General features: G+C 71.2%; 15 protein-coding genes. 5 read left to right on the top strand and 10 right to left on the bottom strand.

The genetic code is table 11. From position 1 onward, the window contains the following. The first annotated feature begins 17 nt into the window (after positions 1–17). Positions 18–1,061, top strand: coding sequence for a GlxA family transcriptional regulator (locus tag IQ210_RS22430; RefSeq protein ID WP_194080871.1), 1,044 nt, complete (start codon positions 18–20; stop codon positions 1,059–1,061). Here IQ210_RS22430 and IQ210_RS22425 read toward each other — a convergent pair. From IQ210_RS22425 to IQ210_RS22410, 4 genes are all read right to left on the bottom strand, one after another. Further along, positions 969–2,237, bottom strand: coding sequence for an MFS transporter (locus IQ210_RS22425; RefSeq protein ID WP_194080870.1), 1,269 nt, complete (start codon positions 2,235–2,237; stop codon positions 969–971). The genes IQ210_RS22430 and IQ210_RS22425 overlap by 93 nt on opposite strands. A gap of 121 nt (positions 2,238–2,358) precedes the next feature. Beyond that, positions 2,359–3,408: a Zn-dependent alcohol dehydrogenase gene (locus tag IQ210_RS22420; protein WP_194080869.1), complete on the bottom strand. Its 1,050-nt coding sequence runs from the start codon at positions 3,406–3,408 to the stop codon at positions 2,359–2,361. Continuing rightward, positions 3,408–4,556 (bottom strand): acyl-CoA dehydrogenase family protein, encoded by a 1,149-nt coding sequence (locus IQ210_RS22415; RefSeq protein ID WP_194080868.1) that lies wholly within the window; start codon positions 4,554–4,556, stop codon positions 3,408–3,410. Before IQ210_RS22415 ends, IQ210_RS22420 begins: the two co-directional genes overlap by 1 nt. A gap of 135 nt (positions 4,557–4,691) precedes the next feature. Then, positions 4,692–5,603 (bottom strand): SDR family oxidoreductase, encoded by a 912-nt coding sequence (locus IQ210_RS22410; protein WP_194080867.1) that lies wholly within the window; start codon positions 5,601–5,603, stop codon positions 4,692–4,694. An 85-nt stretch (positions 5,604–5,688) separates the two neighbouring features. Here IQ210_RS22410 and IQ210_RS22405 point away from each other — a divergent pair, with 85 nt between their 5' ends. Beyond that, a complete protein-coding gene (locus IQ210_RS22405) occupies positions 5,689–6,615 on the top strand; it encodes a cyclase family protein (protein WP_194080866.1) in 927 nt (308 codons plus the stop codon). A 344-nt stretch (positions 6,616–6,959) separates the two neighbouring features. On the opposite strand, the gene IQ210_RS22400 is transcribed toward IQ210_RS22405, so the two are convergent. From IQ210_RS22400 to IQ210_RS22385, 4 genes are all read right to left on the bottom strand, one after another. Beyond that, the gene (locus tag IQ210_RS22400) at positions 6,960–7,433 is read right to left on the bottom strand and encodes an ATP-binding protein (RefSeq protein ID WP_194081207.1); all 474 of its coding nucleotides are present in this window, start codon (positions 7,431–7,433) and stop codon (positions 6,960–6,962) included. A 508-nt stretch (positions 7,434–7,941) separates the two neighbouring features. Continuing rightward, positions 7,942–8,832, bottom strand: a complete 891-nt coding sequence (locus tag IQ210_RS22395) for an acyl-CoA dehydrogenase family protein (protein WP_194080865.1) — start codon at positions 8,830–8,832, stop codon at positions 7,942–7,944. 4 nt (positions 8,833–8,836) lie between these two features. Next, positions 8,837–9,970: an acyl-CoA dehydrogenase family protein gene (locus IQ210_RS22390; RefSeq protein WP_194080864.1), complete on the bottom strand. Its 1,134-nt coding sequence runs from the start codon at positions 9,968–9,970 to the stop codon at positions 8,837–8,839. Next, positions 9,970–11,166, bottom strand: coding sequence for an amidohydrolase family protein (locus IQ210_RS22385; RefSeq protein WP_194080863.1), 1,197 nt, complete (start codon positions 11,164–11,166; stop codon positions 9,970–9,972). The genes IQ210_RS22390 and IQ210_RS22385 overlap by 1 nt, the downstream gene beginning before the upstream one ends. A gap of 60 nt (positions 11,167–11,226) precedes the next feature. On the opposite strand from IQ210_RS22385, the gene IQ210_RS22380 reads away from it, so the two are divergent. Beyond that, complete coding sequence (locus tag IQ210_RS22380) at positions 11,227–12,783, top strand: class I adenylate-forming enzyme family protein (protein ID WP_228048202.1); 1,557 nt, start codon at positions 11,227–11,229, stop codon at positions 12,781–12,783. On the opposite strand, the gene IQ210_RS22375 is transcribed toward IQ210_RS22380, so the two are convergent. Both IQ210_RS22375 and IQ210_RS22370 read right to left on the bottom strand, forming a co-directional pair. Then, positions 12,767–13,279, bottom strand: coding sequence for an EF-hand domain-containing protein (locus IQ210_RS22375; RefSeq protein ID WP_194080861.1), 513 nt, complete (start codon positions 13,277–13,279; stop codon positions 12,767–12,769). The two genes, IQ210_RS22380 and IQ210_RS22375, sit on opposite strands and share 17 nt — an antisense overlap. Positions 13,280–13,467: 188 nt before the next feature. Next, positions 13,468–13,848: an STAS domain-containing protein gene (locus tag IQ210_RS22370; RefSeq protein WP_194080860.1), complete on the bottom strand. Its 381-nt coding sequence runs from the start codon at positions 13,846–13,848 to the stop codon at positions 13,468–13,470. Positions 13,849–14,178: 330 nt separating this feature from the next. Between IQ210_RS22370 and IQ210_RS22365 the strand changes: the two genes are divergently transcribed. Both IQ210_RS22365 and IQ210_RS22360 read left to right on the top strand, forming a co-directional pair. Next, complete coding sequence (locus IQ210_RS22365) at positions 14,179–14,760, top strand: sigma-70 family RNA polymerase sigma factor (protein WP_194080859.1); 582 nt, start codon at positions 14,179–14,181, stop codon at positions 14,758–14,760. Further along, positions 14,757–16,172, top strand: a complete 1,416-nt coding sequence (locus tag IQ210_RS22360) for a maleylpyruvate isomerase N-terminal domain-containing protein (protein ID WP_194080858.1) — start codon at positions 14,757–14,759, stop codon at positions 16,170–16,172. The genes IQ210_RS22365 and IQ210_RS22360 overlap by 4 nt, the downstream gene beginning before the upstream one ends. The last annotated feature ends 164 nt before the right edge of the window (positions 16,173–16,336 follow it).

Here is a 16,336-nt window from a genome sequence, read left to right as displayed (position 1 = left end):
TTCGTTAGGATCGGGCCATGAGCAGTGAGCCGAGCAGCGAACCGGGGTTCCGTCCGCACCGCATCGTCGTCCTCGCCATGGACGGCCTGCTCCCCTTCGAGCTGGGCATCCCGCACCGCATCTTCGGGCGCCCCCGGGACGCCGAGGGGCGGCGGCTGTACGAGGTCGTCACCTGCTCGGTCCGGCCGCCGGGCCCGGTCAGCACGGACTCCGACTTCGACGTCATGGTGCCGAACGGCCCGGAGATCCTGGCCACCGCCGACACCGTGATCGTCCCCGCCTCCTACGAGTTCGGCCCGGTCTACGACGAGGGTGTCCTCACCCCCGAACTGGCCGCCGCGCTCGCCCACATCCGCCCGGGCACCCGGCTCGCCTCCATCTGCACGGGCGTCTACGTCCTCGCCGCCGCCGGCTATCTCGACGGCCGCCCGGCCACCACGCACTGGATCGACGCCGAGCGCCTCCAGCGGCTCTTCCCGAAGATCAAGGTCGACCCGGACGTCCTGTACGTCGACGACGGCGACGTCCTGACCTCCGCGGGCGTCGCCGCCGGGGTCGACCTGTGCCTGCACATGCTGCGCCGCGACCACGGCACCGCGGTCGCCAACGCCGTGGCCCGCCGCACCGTCGTACCGCCGCACCGCGAGGGCGGGCAGGCGCAGTACATCCAGCGTCCGGTGCCCGAGCCGCAGCTGGCCACCACGACCGCGGCCCGCGCCTGGGCGCTCGACCGGCTGCACGAGCCGATCCAGCTGCGGGACATGGCCGAGCAGGAGTCGATGTCCGTACGGACCTTCACGCGCCGCTTCCGCGAGGAGGCCGGCATCAGCCCCGGCCAGTGGCTCACCCAGCAGCGGGTGGAGCGCGCCCGGCATCTGCTGGAGTCCTCCGACCTGTCCGTGGACCAGGTGGCCCGGGACGCCGGCTTCGGCACGGCCCAGTCGATGCGGCAGCACCTCCAGGCGGCGCTAGGCGTCACCCCGACGAGCTACCGGCGCACCTTCCGCGCGGGCGCCGAGGCCGGCGCCGGTGTCATCGCCCGCGTCCCCAGCGGTACTTGACGCCTTCGCCCGGGCCTCGCCGCGGACCTCTCCCCACCAGCCGAGCGCGGTGAGCAGGAGTCCCAGTGCCACGCCCGCCAGGATGGCCGTGGACGGGGCCACGACCTGGAGCAGCCCACCGGCGAGGGACCCCGTCGCCGCGTACCCCGCCCCCGCCGCCGCGTACATCACCGAGTACCCGGCGGCCGCGGCACCCGGCGGAACGGCCTCCCGCAGGGACAGGTTGCGCGTGATCAGCGCACCCGACTGGAGGGTGCCCGCGAGCGCCAGGGCGACCGCGATCCCGGCCGCGCCCGGTATCAGCGCGGCGAGGGCCACGAAGGCCGACATGCCGCCCATCAGCACCACACTGCGGTTGCGCAGCCGCCCCGGCCACGCCCGCAGCCCGTACAGGAACGCCCCCAGTCCCGCCGCCCCGGCCATGCCGGCCAGCATCGGCCCGGTCCAGCCGACGCCGATGCCGCGCTGTTCCAAGAGGGCGGGCAGGGTGAGTTCGGCGAGGCCCAGCAGGGTGAGGCTGGCCGCACCCGTGACGTACACCGGCCAAGCGCGTATCAGCACCCGGAAGGCCGAGGACCCGCCGTCCTCCCCCTGGTGCGTCTCCTCGTCCCAGCGGGCGGGAAGCAGCCACAGCCCCGCGACCGACGACGCCATCAGGGCGGCGGCGAGGAGCAGCGGGGCGCGCGGCGCGATGCCGAGGGCGAGTCCGGCGACCGCCACCGGCGACACGGCCCACACCCCGGACATCAGCATCGACTCGGTGGACAGCGCCTGCGCCACGGCGCGTTCCGGAACCAGCGAGGTCAGCAGCGTACGCAGCCCGCCGGTGACCGCCCCCGGCATGAACCCGGCCACGAAGGCCAACACCCCCAGCACCCCGCTCGGCGCGCCGGGCAAGACCCCCAGCCCCGCGAACGCCACCGCCCCGCCCAAGAGCCCGACGACCAGATGCCGACGCCCACGCGCAGGGTCCAGCCGCATCCCGAGCACCGGAGCGCCGATGATCTCGCCGATCACATAGGCCGCCGCGAGGGCCGCCCCCAGCGTGTACCCACCGGGCCGCTCCCGGACCAGGAAGACCAGCGCCAACGGCGCCATCGCGACCGGCATACGGGAGCCGACGGCCGTACAGGCCCAGATCAGCACCGACTTGGAGGCGACGTCGCGGTAGGTCATGCGAACGACCGTAGGCGGCGGCACCGACAACGCGGCAGTGATTTTCCGGGCCTGTGGATAACTCGGCGCCGACCGTCAGAAGGTGAGCACCCCCCGCCTCAGAAGGTCAGCATCCCTCGCCTCAGAAGGTCAGCACCCCCCGCGCCACCTTCCCCGCCTCCGCGTCCGCGACGGCCCGCTCGAACTCCTCCACCGGATACGTCTGCGTCACCAACTCATCGAGCAGCAACCGCCCCTCCCGGTACAGCTCGGCGTACAGCGGGATGTCCCGCTGCGGCCGCGACGAACCGTAACGGCAGCCCAGGATCGACTTGTCCAGGAACATGGACGCCACGACGAAGGACGCCTCCGCCCCGGCCGGCGGCATCCCGAGCAGGACCGCCTGCCCGTGCCGGTCCAGCAGATCGACGGCCTGCCGGACGAGCTCGACCCGCCCCACGCACTCGAACACATGGTCCGCCCCGGTCGGCAGCAACTCCCGCACGCCCTCCGCCGACGTCAGGAAGTCGGTCGCCCCGAACTGCCGCGCCACCGCCTCCTTGGCCGGATTGGCGTCCACGGCGACGATCCGCAGCGCCCCCGCGATCCGGGCCCCCTGGAGGACGTTGAGCCCGATGCCCCCGGTGCCGATCACGACCACACTGTCCCCCCGGTCCACCCGGGCCCGGTTGAGCACGGCCCCGACCCCGGTCAGCACCCCGCACCCGATGAGCGCGGCCGAGGACAGCGGGATGTCCTTCGGGATGCGCACCGCCTGCACGGCCTTCACCACGGTCCTCTCCGCGAACGCCGAGTTGGAGGCGAACTGGAACACCGGCCGTCCACCGCGCGAGAACGGCTGCCCCGGCCGCCCGATGGCCTGCCGGCACATGGTGGGCCGCCCCCGGTCGCACTCCGCGCAGGTCCCGCAGTTGGCGAGGGTGGACAGCGCGACATGATCACCGGCCGACACATGGGTCACGCCCGCCCCCACGGCCGCCACCACGCCCGCCCCTTCATGCCCCAGCACCACCGGCACAGGAAAAGGAATGGTCCCGTCCACCACGGACAGATCGCTGTGACACAACCCGGCAGCCGCGACAGCGACAGCCACCTCACCGGGCCCCGGCTCCCGCACCTCCAGGTCGTCCACGACCTCGAATCGCTTCCCGTCGAACAAGACGCCGCGCATCACACAACCCCCTTGGGTTCCCTGGGCAGCCCGAGCACCCGCTCGGCGATGATCGTGCGCTGGATCTGGTCCGAGCCGCCGTAGACGGTGTCGGCCCGGGAGAACAGGAACAGATGCTGGAAGGAGTCGAGTTCGTACGGCGACGAGGCATCCCACTCCCGCGGCCCGACGCTCCCCACGGCCCCCCGAACCGCCATGGCCAGCTCCCCGAGCCGCTGATGCCAGCCGCCCCACAGCAGCTTGGCCACGCTGGGCGCCCCCGCGTCCCCGGCCCGCCCGAGCGTGCGCAGCGCGTTCCACCGCATCACCCGCAGTTCGGCCCACTGCCGGACGAGCCTTTCCCGTACGACGGGATCGTCCACCGCCCCCGAGTCGACGGCGGCCCGCACCACCCGCCCCAACTCCTCCGCGAACCCGATCTGTTGAGCCAGCGTGGACACCCCCCGCTCGAACCCGAGCAGACTCATGGCCACCTGCCAGCCGTTCCCCTCGCCCCCGACGACATGCTCCGCACGCGCGCGTGCCCCGTCGAAGAAGACCTCGTTGAAGTCACTGGTCCCGGTCAACTGCCGTATCGGCCGCACCTCGATACGCCCCGGCTGGTCCATGGGCACGAGGAGCAGAGACAACCCTTGATGCCGCCGCGACCCGGCTTCGGTCCGGGCCAGCACAAAACACCAGTCGGCGTCCTGCGCGAGCGAGGTCCAGATCTTCTGCCCACTGACCCGGTAGCAGTCCCCGTCCCGCACGGCCCCGGTCCGCACCCCGGCCAGATCCGACCCGGCCCCGGGTTCGCTGTACCCCTGACACCAGAGCTCGTCCCCGGCGGCAATAGCGGGCAGAAACCGCGCCTTCTGCTCGGGGCTGCCATGAGCGATGAGGGTGGGCGCCAGCAGATTCTCCCCGATGTGCCCAGACCGAGGAGGAGCGCTCGAACGGGCATACTCCTCGGCCCAGACAACCTGCCGAGTAAGCCCAAGGGTCCGATTCCCGTACCCCTCCTCGGCCCACCCGATCCCGATCCACCCGGCGGCACCGAGCTCCCGCTCCCACGCACGCCGATCACCCGCGTCCGAGGCATGCGCAGCAAGCCAGGCCCGAGCCTCCCCACGGAAGCCCTCATCAGCGGCACTGAACCCAAAGTCCACGAACCTCACCTCTCAACACCGGGCATGTCGACTCCCTGAAGGGGCGCGGGGCTGTGTCGATTTGCGGCTCCGCCGCGTGGGCGCGACCAGCCACATCCGGCCCGCACCCGCAAAACAACAACTCCACCCGAGCTATTAGGCGTTAGGCCGAGCCCCGTCCCGCGCTGCCTCCTCCATCGCCGCCACCCGCGCAAGCATCGGCATCGGATCCACCCCAACCGCCCCCGGCAAAAACTCCGCAATCGCCTCCGGCGTCCACCCACCCACCGCATACGCCGCACGCAGCTCCCGCGGCTGAGCCCAAACCGCCAACTTCGCCCCCGCGATCGTGTACACCTGCCCCGTGACCCCGCCCTCCCGAGCCTGATCCGACAGCAGATACACCACCAGCGCGGCCACATCCTCCGGCTCCCCGATCTCCGCCAGCTCCATCGGAACCCCGGCAGACATCCGCGTACGAGCGACAGGCGCCACCGCGTTCGCGGTGACCCCGTACTTGTGCAATCCCAAGGCCGCACTCCGGACCAGCGAGATGATCCCGCCCTTCGCCGCGCTGTAGTTCGCCTGCGACACGGACCCCTGATGGTTTCCGCTGGTGAACCCGATCAGCGTCCCGCCCCGCTGCTTCCGCATCACCGCCGACGCCGCCCGGAACAGCGTGAACGTCCCCTTCAGATGCGTGGCGACGACCGAGTCCCACTCCTCCTCGGTCATGTTGAACAGCATCCGCTCGCGCAGAATCCCGGCGACGCACACGACCCCGTCGAGCCGCCCGTACGACGACAGGGCCACGTCGACAATCCGCTGCCCGCCCGCCATCGTGGACACGTCGTCGGCCACCGCGACGGCCTCACCCCCCGCCGCGACGATCTCCTTGACGACCCCTTCGGCGACCTCGCTGGTCGGCGAGGACCCGTCCACGGACACCCCGTAGTCGTTGACGACGACCCGCGCCCCCTCGGCCGCGGCCGCGATCGCCACCGCCCGCCCGATCCCCCGCCCGGCCCCCGTCACGGCGACGACCTTGCCTGCCAAGAAGTTCCCCACGACCGGCCCCTTCCCGCGGTTTCTGACGGACCGTTAGATTTTATGACCCGTCAGATACCCGGAGACAAGCCCCTGGGGAGCGCCGATGACATTGCCGGCCGAGTTCCACGACATCGCCAAGCGCGTGAACAACTGGGGGCGTTGGGGCGCCGACGACGAGATCGGCACCCTCAACCTGATCACCGACGAGGTGGTGCGGCAGGCCTCCGCCGAGGTCAGGACAGGTCGCCGCGTCCCCCTCGCCCTGCCGCTCCAACAGGACGGCGTGCAGACCGGCATGATCCCGGGCCGGGTCAACCCGCTGCACGCCATGGTGCAGATCAACCAGGAGATCTTCGGCCCAGGGACGGTGGCGTGCAGCGACGACGCCGTGACGATGGGCCTTCAGGCGGCCACCCACTGGGACGCGCTCACTCACGTCTCGCACTCGGGGAGGCTTTACAACGGCCGCCCGGCCGACACCATCACCCCGCACGGCGGCGCGCAGTTCAGCGGCATCGACAAGGCGCGGCACATCGTCTCGCGGGGGGTGCTCCTGGACGTGGCACGCGCGCGTGGCGTCGCCCGGCTCGACGGCGGCCACGCGGTCACCCCGGAGGACCTGGAGGCGGCCGAGGAACTCGCGGGCACGCGCGTGCGGGCCGGCGATATCGTGCTCGTACGGACGGGGCAGATCCAGGTCTATCTCGCGGGCGACAAGCACGCGTACGGCTATCCGTCGCCCGGGCTGTCGATCCGTACGCCGGAGTGGTTCCACGCGCGCGATGTCGCGGCGGTCGCGAACGACACCCTGACCTTCGAGATATTTCCGCCCGAGGTCGAGGACCTGTGGCTGCCCGTGCACGCTCTGGACCTCGTGGAGATGGGGATGCTTCAGGGCCAGAACTGGAACCTCGAAGAGTTGTCCACAGCCTGTGGAGAAGAGGGCCGCTACACGTTCCTGCTGTCGGCGATGCCCGAGCCGTTCATCGGCGCGACCGGAACTCCCGTGGCACCGGTCGCCGTTCTCTGAAGGTGGTCGGACGGCGGCACCGAGCACCGCCGTCCGACTCGGCGTACCCGCCCCGATTCCCAGGCCCCGAGGGGAACCGACGCCGAATCAACGACCCACACTCGGCGAGGGCTCCCGTCACCGAAACCCTCGTCGTCCCCTCGCGGCGAATCGCTTGCCACAAGCGTGAGCAAACGGACACACGGCGTCAATATCTGCCGGGGTTTTTATTACTTACGCCCTATTTGTGACGGGCGCGCACAGAAGCACATCACGGCGCACCACTCCCCGCCCGGAGGAGACGACCGGGGCACCGTGCAGCCGTGCACCGATCACGCGGCCCCTGCACCGCCCCTGCACCGCCTCTACACCGCCTCGTACGCGAAACCTTCGTAGCCCTCGAACGCCGAAGTCCCGCCCCCGAAGGCGGACGTGGCCGCGCGGCCGTCCTGCGCGCACCGGTCGAGTTCGCACCAGATGCGCTTGCCGGCACCCTCGGGGCTCCAGCCCCAGCGGTCGGCGAGGCCGTCGACCAGGGCGAGCCCCCGGCCGCCCGTGGCGTCCCCGTCGACACAACGCGGCACCGGCGCACAGCTGCTGGTGTCGGCCACCTCCAGGCGGACGGTGGCCTCTCCGGTCTCGGCACCGGGCAGCGACAGCCGGAGCACGGCCGGACAGCCGGTGTGCACCACGGCGTTGGTGACCAGTTCGGACACGAGCAGGATGAGGGTCTCGGCGAGCGGCTCGTCGGCCCCTATGCCGGACCCGGCGAGTCGCGACCGCGCCCACCTGCGGGCTCGTCCCACCTCAGCGGGGTCGGGCCGGATCTCCAGCTGCACTTGAAGCACCTGCACCGCTCACACCATCCGAACCGGCAGACACATAGCCTCGCGCCTCACGAGGGCCACGATCGTAGCCATTTTTTGCATGGCCAGAACAATGGCCAAAGCCGGGGTCACAGAACGTGAGTCCCTTACGAGACAGCATGGTTGACGTACAGTCACCCCAACAAGCGCTTCGGGCATATTCCAGCGCGAAGGAGTACGCGTGCGGCATACTGTGCGACGCTCGCTGCGGGGAGTCGAACAGGCGGGGGCCGACGGCCCTCCCACCCGGCGAGAAGCGGCGCGCACCGCCTCGTCCGGAGCCGCCTCGGAGGCAACACCGGCACGGCTCGTGCTCGGAACCACTCGCATCCCACAGAAGGTACCGGAGCGGGACACCGACTCCAGGCCGTGACGGGTCACGCATAGGACACAACCCGGTATCAACGCTCCGTGATTCCGGTATGCCACAGTCCGCGACATTTCCGGGCCGCGCCTCGGCCGCTGCGCAGACCAGGCCCTGTCAGGCCGTCAGCTCGGCCGCGAGCAACTCCTCACTCTCCGTACGTCCACCACCACGCTGCGCCCGCACCCACGCCCGCTTCAGCAGCAGATGCACCTCGGACTCCCAGGTGAAGCCCATGCCGCCGTGCACCTGGAGACAGTCGCGGGCCCCCTGCACGGCGGCCTCGTCGGCGAGCAGCCGCGCCGCCGCGATGTCGGCCGGCTCCGCGGTCACGGCCGCCGCGTACACCGCCGCCCGGGCCACCTCGACCCGCACCAGCTGCTCCGCGCACAGATGCTTGACGGCCTGGAACGCCCCGATCGGCTGCCCGAACTGCTCGCGGGCCCGGGCGTGTTGCACCGCCAGCTCGCACGCACGCGCGGCGGTACCGAGCTGCTCGGCGGCGGTGAGAAGGACGGCCACGAAATCGGTGGGCGCAGGAGCGGGCACCCGATGCAACGGCGTCAACGGGTCCACGGACCGCAACGGCACGGCCCCCTCAGCACCCGGCAACACGACATCAGCCTCATCCATCCACTCCACGAGCCGTCCGCTCACGGCAGCGACGACCACATCACCGGTATCCGCCCCGGGCACCACACCGGCGGCAAGATGAGTGGCAAGGAGCGGCCCGGGCACCAACGCCCGCCCGGCCTCCTCAAAGGCCAACACGGCTTCGGAAAGCCCGAGTCCGGCCCCGCCGTCGGCTTCGGCCAACCGAAGAGAAAAGAACCCGAGGTCTCCAAGAGCCCGCCACAGAACCCGATCAATGCCGGGATGGGCATCGCCGCTAAGGGGCGCGGGGAACTGCGCGCTCAACCCCCACGCGCCCGCAGCCGCCCGACGACCAACCGTGGCTCGCACGGCATCGCGCAAAGCCCGCTGCTCATCCGTCAGTTGAAACCGCACCCCCTCACCTCCCCTTCGGCAACCCAAGAATCCGCTCAGCCACGATGTTCCGCTGAATCTGCGAGGTCCCGGCCGCGATGGTGTACGACAACGACGACAACCGATCCACCACCCAGGGCGCCTCCAAATCCAACGCCCCCTCCCCCAGCACCTCCGCCGCAACGTCGTACAACGACTGCCGCACCTGCGAATACCGCAACTTGAAAACCGACCCCCCAACCCCCGGCCCCCCACCCCGCGCCTCCGCCTCGCTCACATTCCACTGCGTGAGCCGCCACAACGCCCGGAACTCGGCGTTGAGGGACCCCAGTCGCCGCCTGAGCGCCGGATCGTCCCAGCGCCCGTTCTTCCGTGCCTCCGCGGCGAGTTCACGCAGCACACGGCGACACGCGACGACCTCGCCCACGAAGGCCGTACCGCGTTCGAAGGACAGCGTCACCATGGTCACGCGCCACCCGTCGTTCTCGTCCCCGACCCGATTGCCGACCGGCACCCGCACCTCGTCGAGGAACACCTCGGCGAACTCGGCGGAGCCGGCAAGGGTCTTGAGGGGCCGCACGGTGATCCCCGGCGCGTCCATCGGCATCGCGAGCCAGCTGATCCCCCGATGCTTCGGCGCCGCCGGATCGGTCCGCACCAACAGCTCGCACCAGTCGGCGACTTCGGCGTGCGAGGTCCAGATCTTGGAGCCGCTCACCACGTAGTCGTCCCCGTCGCGCCACGCGCGCGTGCGCAGCGCCGCGAGGTCGGAACCGGCCTCGGGCTCGCTGAACCCCTGGCACCACACCTCGTCCCCGCGCAGGATCGGCGGCAGCCAGCGCGCCCGCTGCTCCTCCGTACCCTCGGCGGCTATGGTCGGCCCGGCGTGCAGCAGCCCGACGAACCCGGCGCCCACATAGGGCGCGCCGGCCTTCTCGGTCTCCTCCAGGAAGATCAGCCGCAGGGTCGGCGAGGCGTCCCAGTGCACGTCCGCGTACCCGGCGTCGTACAGCCTCCGCTGCCAGCCCATGTCGTAGGCGCGGCGCCCGGGCCAGTCGTCGGGGGACGGCTTGGCCGGCAGCGTGGGCAGTACGGTCCCCAGCCACCGCCTCAACTCCGCCCGGAACTGCTCCTCTTCCTCGGTGTACGACAGGTCCATTACTTGTCGAAGTCCAGGTCGAGCATGCGGATGGCGTTGCCGCGCATGAGCTTGTAGACGGTCTCGTCGTCGAGGCCCTTCACATGGTCGAGGGCGACCTCCTTGGTGTGCGGGAAGGTCGAGTCGACGTGCGGGTAGTCGGTCTCGAAGGTGGCGTTGTCGCGGCCGACGACGTCCAGGGACGCGACGCCGTGCTGGTCGCGGAAGAAGCAGCAGTACATCTGCCGGTAGTAGTACGTCGACGGCGGCTCGGGGATCGTGTCGCGCACACCGCCCCACGCGCGGTGCTCCTCCCAGACGTCGTCGGCGCGTTCCAGGGCGTACGGGATCCAGCCCATCTGTCCCTCGCTGTACGCCAGTTTGAGCGTCGGGAACTTCACCAGGACGCCGCTGAACAGGAAGTCCATCATCGAGGCCATGGCGTTGTTGAAGCTGAGGGAGGCCTGGACGGCGGGGGGTGCGTCGGGGGAGGCGGCCGGCATCTGGGAGCTGCTGCCGATGTGCATGTTGACGACCGTGCCGGTCTCCTGGCAGACCGCGAAGAACGGGTCCCAGTAGCCGGAGTGGATGGAGGGCAGCCCGAGGTAGGTCGGGATCTCGGAGAAGGTCACGGCCTTCACGCCCCGCGCGGCGTTGCGCCGGATCTCCGCGACGGCCAATTCGATGTCCCACAAGGGGATCAGGCACAGCGGGATGAGCCGCCCGCCGCTGCCGCCGCACCACTCCTCGACCATCCAGTCGTTGTAGGCGCGCACACAGGCCAGCGCGACCTCCTTGTCGTGCGCCTCGGCGAAGGTCTGGCCGCAGAAGCGCGGGAAGGAGGGGAAGCAGAGGCTGGCCTCGACATGGTTGAGGTCCATGTCGGCGAGGCGCGCCTTGGGGTCCCAGCAGCCGCGCCGCATCTCCTCCCGGGTGATGCCCTCCAGGGTCATCTCGTCCCGGTCGAAGCCGACGGCGGCGATGTTGCGTTTGTACGGGAACTTCAGGTCCTCGTAGATCCACCAGTCGGTGGGCGGGCCGTCCGGGTCCATCGTGATCTGGTACTTGCCGCCCACGTAGGCGAGTTCACCGATCCCGGCGGTGAGCGGCTGCGGCCCCCGGTCGCGGTACTTGGCGGGCAGCCAGGTCTCGAAGAGGTGCGCGGGCTCGATCACATGGTCGTCGACGCTGATGATGCGGGGCAGTTCGGTCGGCATGATCCCCTCCGCCGGACGGTGTTCACCTGACAGGCACAATCTGATGGATCGTCAGATAGCATGTCACCTGACGAGTCGTCAGCCAAGCAGGGGGCACACGTGAACGAGAGCCCGCACTCCCTGAGTTCCGCCCGCACCCTCTGGGACCTGGTCGCCCGCCGCGCCGATCTCACCCCCGACCGCCCGGTCCTCCTCCAGGACGACCGCACCCTGACCTTCGGCGAACTACGCGCGCGTGCCGAGCGGGTGGCGGCCGGGCTGTACGGCATGGGAGTACGCCCGGGCACGGTCGTCGCCTGGCAGCTGCCCACCCGTATCGAGACGGCCCTGCTCTCCTTCGCGCTGGCTCGCCTCGGCGCCGTCCAGTCCCCGGTCATCCCCTTCTACCGCGACCGCGAGGTCGGCTTCGCGCTCCGCGAGTCCAAGGCCGAGTACTTCGCCGTGCCCGGCGAGTGGCGGGGCTTCGACTACCCGGCGATGGCACGGCGACTGGGCGCCAAGGGCGTCTTCACGGCGTACGACGATCTCCCCGACGGCGATCCGGGCGCCCTCCCCGCACCACCCTCCGAGGGCACCTCGGTGCGCTGGATCTACTGGACCTCGGGCACGACCTCCGACCCCAAGGGCGTGCTCCACACGGACCGTTCGCTGATAGCGGGCGGCTCCTGCCTCGCCCACGCACTGCACCTCACCGCCGCCGACGTGGGCTCGATGGCCTTCCCGTACGCCCATATAGCGGGCCCCGACTACACGGTGATGCTGCTGCTGTACGGCTTCCCGGCGGTGATGTTCGAGCAGTTCGCGCTGCCGGACGCGCTGGAGGGGTACCGCAAGCACGGGGTGACGGTGGCGGGCGGGTCGACGGCGTTCTACTCGATGTTCCTGGCGGAGCAGCGCAAGCAGCCGGGCGCGAAGGTGATCCCCACCCTGCGGCTGCTCGCGGGCGGCGGTGCGCCGAAGCCGCCGGAGGTCTATCACGCGGTCGTGCGTGAGATGGGCGTCCAGCTCACCCACGGGTACGGCATGACCGAGGTGCCGATGATCACGATGGGCTCGCCGGACGACACGACGGAGAACCTCGCGACGACCGAGGGCAGGCCGCCGGAGGGCATGGAGATACGGATCGTGGACGGGGAGGTGCGGCTGCGCGGGGAGGCGGTCTGCCAGGGCTATCTGGACCCGGCGCAGACGGCCGAGGCTTTCGACGAGGAGGGCTTCCTGCGCACCGGTGACCTGGGGTTCCTCACGGAGACCGGGCATCTGGTCCTCACCGGCCGCTCCAAGGACGTGATCATCCGCAAGGGCGAGAACATCTCGGCGAAGGAGATCGAGGACCTGCTGGCCGCGCACCCGGCGGTGGGGGACGTGGCGGTCGTCGGACTGCCGGACGCGGAGCGGGGCGAGCTGGTGTGCGCGGTGGTGGAACGGGCGGCGGACGCCCCGGAGTTGGCCTTGCCTGACGTCGTGTCGTACCTCCGCGCGGAAGGGCTGTCGGTCCACAAGCTGCCGGAGCGGCTGGAGGTGGTGGACGCCCTTCCGCGGAACGAGACGCTGCGGAAGGTACTCAAGTACAAGCTGCGCGAGCGTTATTCGGATGCCGCTACTCGGGCACGGTGAAGTAGCGGGCGAAGGCGGGGACGATCTCGGCCTCGGCGATCTTGCCGTCGCCGTCGGCGTCCAGGGCTCCGGCGGCGGCGAGGGCGATGTCCTGTGCCACGCCGAGGGCCCTGAGCACGCGCGCGGTGTCCTCCACCGTCGCGGTCCCGTCACCGTCCCGGTCCGCCACGGTGAGGGCCGCGTGCAGGAAGGGGCGGGCGATCTCGGCGAACCGGTCGGGGTTGTCCCGCAGCCGCTTGACGGCACCGTTGACGAACTCGTCCCGGTTGATGCGCTGGTCGCCGTCCCGGTCCGCTATCCCGGCCATGCCCTGCCAGAACGCCTCCGCGCCGATGTAGAGGGCCTGCCCCTTGTCTGACCGGGCGGCGGTGCCGAACTCCGCGAGCAGCGCCTTGGCCGCCGCGCTGAAGTCCTCCCGGTCGATGTAGCCGTTGCCGTCCTGGTCGAAGGTGGCGAACCGGGCGGCGATCCTGCGCTCGTACTCGCTGCTGACCATGTCTCTTCCAGCCGCCTTACGTCACGTCGGGGTGCATCTGGTGCATCTCGCTCGGAGCGTACGACGCGCGGCCCGCTCCGGGCGGCGGAAAGCGGCGGTTGTGCCAAGACCGAGGGAATTTCGGGACAACGGTGTGGCACAGCGGAGACCCTTGTGGAACAGCGGAGACCTTTGTGGAAACGGGGCCCTTACGCCGACAGCGGGCCCGCCTCGTCCTCCGTCGCCGAGCCCACGTCGAGGTGGACGTCGAAGAGCCGCCGTACGCCCAGAGCGCCCAGCACCCTGTTGACGTGCGACCCCTCCGTCGCGCCCTGGGCCGGCAGTATCAGGCGGAGCCGGCCCTGGCAGGAGCGGATCAGGCGGCGGGAGGCGATGAGGACGCCGACGCCGCTGGAGTCGCAGAAGAAGACCTCCGAGAGGTCCAGGACGAGACTGTGGCGGCCCTCGGCCACCACGTCGTGCACCCGCTGACGCAGCACCGGCGACGTCACCAGATCCAGCTCGCCCGACACCCGCAGCACGGCCCAGTCTCCGTGCTCGTCGCCGGTCACGTTGAACGCCACCACCACGCCCTTCGCTCGCCGGAAACGGAAGCGATTCCTACGCTTCCTTGCAGCGCGGCTGCCCACCGGCGGTGCCCTGAAACACGAGCCGGGAAACGGAAACCGATCAAAAGAGGCTTGTTTTAGTCGCCTTCGATCCTGTTCGATCGGGGATGAGCACGAAACGGTGGGGTAGGCGAAGGTCCACTATCACCCCGCCGCTCCCCGGGGGCGCGCATTGCGACAAAGGGGCGTGCGCTGTCAGACGTGCCGACTACATTCGAGGAGACGGTGGGTTCAGGCTTGACGGGCACGGCGCCCGGCTCGACGGGCAGGCGAACAGGGTGAGGGGGCCGCATGGCGAAGAAGGACGCACCGCCCCGCTGGGACCGCAAGATGCAGCAGCGGCTCGCACGCGGTGAGGCGGCCGCCCTCGGCGAGCTCTACGACCGCTTCGCCTCCCTCGTGCACGGCCTCGCCCACCGCGTCCTCGGCGACGAGCGCGCCGCCGACGGCATCACCCGCGAGGTCTTCGCCCACGTCTGGCAGCACCCCGACGCCTACGACCCCAAGCAGGGTCCGCTGCGCACCTGGGTGGCCGGCCTGACCCACCGCCTCGCCGTGCAGCGCCTGCGCGCCACCGAGACCGCCGCCCTCGCCCAGGGCGGCGGCGGCTCCACCGAGGAACTGGAGCGCAAGGTCCGCCACGCCTCCGTCGCCGCCCGCGCCGACTACATCGTCACGTCCATGCCCGCCCCGCTGCGCGCCGCCCTGGAGCTGGCCTACTTCCAGCGGCGCGACTACCGCCAGACCGCCGCCGACCTCGGCGTCACCGAGGACGAGGCCCGCCGCCGCCTCCGCCTGGGCCTGCAACTGCTGTCCACGGCCCATGACGCGGGCGCACCCGGAGCCCCTCCGGGATACGGGGGTGCGGCGTGAACGAGCCGAACCGCTTCGAGGCGTACGACGAGCACGGGGGCCAGGACGACTGGGAGGGCCGGGAGAAGGACGAGGACCGCGGAGCCGGGAAGGGCCACGAGGAGACCGAAGGACACGGCCCCCACGACACCACGCCGCCCGGCCCCGGTAACGGTGACGGTCAGGGCGGCTCCGACGGCGGTGCGCCCGGCCCCGCCCAGAACCCCGACCAGCCGCCCCGCATACCGCTCCCCCGTGCCTCCGTCGAGGACACGGGACAGCCGCTGCCCCCACTGGAGGAGCTGCCGAAGCCGGCGCCGCTCGTCCTGGAGCACCCCGTTCTGAAGTCGCTGCTCGGCGCCTGGGCGCTGGCCGCCTGCTCGCCGGAGGAGACGGCCGCAGTGGAGGACCACCTGGGCGCGTGCGGCACGTGCGCGGACGAGGCGCTGCGGCTGCGCGAGGCGGTCGGCCTGCTCCACCCGCCCGAGAGCCTCGACCTCGACCCGGGCCTGCGCACCCGCGTCCTGGAGGGCTGCCTGGACCGACGCCCGCCCCGCATCCCGGTACCCGAGTGGGCGGCGCCGTACGACGCCGAGACCGCCCGGCTCGACGCCCTGCTGCGTGACATGGGCGACGCGGAGTGGCACGCGCCCGTGCGGCTGCGCTGGTTCGAGGCCGACGCGGCGACGAGCCGTCGTACGACCGTCGCCGGCGTGATCGCGCATCTGCTCACCGTCGACGGCCTGGTGGCACTGGCCCTCGGCCTCGACGACCCGCTGGGCGAGGTCACCGCGCAGGCGCCCACCCCGGCGGCCCGCACCGAGGCGTACTGGCGGGGCTCGCACTTCCCGCCCACCCGCTCCGTGCGCGCCCCCTGGCGCGAGCAGAGCCACGACCTGGTGCGCACGGTGTCGTTCACGGGCGGCGGCGCCGGAAAGCTGTCCGTCTCCTACGGCGACTTCGAACTCCCCCTGCACGACGCGATGCTGGACCGCGCCTTCGAGTGCTGGGTCCACGCGGAGGACATCGCCGAGGCCGTCGACTACCCGTACGAACCCCCGTCCCCGCGCCACCTCAACCGCATGATCGACCTCGCGGCCCGCATGCTGCCCACGGCGGTGGCCGTACGGCGCCAGCACGGGCTGGCGTCTCCCGTGCACGGCCGGCATCTGGTCACCGCGGGCGAACCCGGCCGCACCCTCCGCCTGGAGATCGAGGGCCTGGGCGGCGGCGAGTGGCTGATCCCCCTGGACTCCCCGGCGGCGGTGGGCTCCGCGGAGCACGAGGTGGCGCATGTGGCGCTGGACGGCGTGGAGTTCTGCCAGGTGGCCGCGGGCCATGTGTCGCCGGAGGAGGCGGCCGCCGGGCAGGTGGGCGACCGGGAGGCGATCAGGGATGTGCTGTTCGCGGCGGCGTCGTTGAGCCGGATGTAAGGGGCGGTTCTGTTTCGTCGGCGGCTGCGGGTGGTTCGTGGTTGCTCGCGCAGTTCCCCGCGCCCCTAAAGAAGGGCGTTCAGCTGACGTACTTCCAGGGGCGCGGGGAACTGCGCGACCAGCCCCCACTCACCCGCAGCCGCCCCACCACCCATGAACCCGAG

Origin of the sequence: Streptomyces justiciae, from assembly GCF_015163075.1 — a bacterium.
Taxonomy (GTDB): Bacteria; Actinomycetota; Actinomycetes; order Streptomycetales; family Streptomycetaceae; genus Streptomyces; species Streptomyces justiciae.
This window is presented reverse-complemented; position numbering and strand designations above follow the sequence as displayed.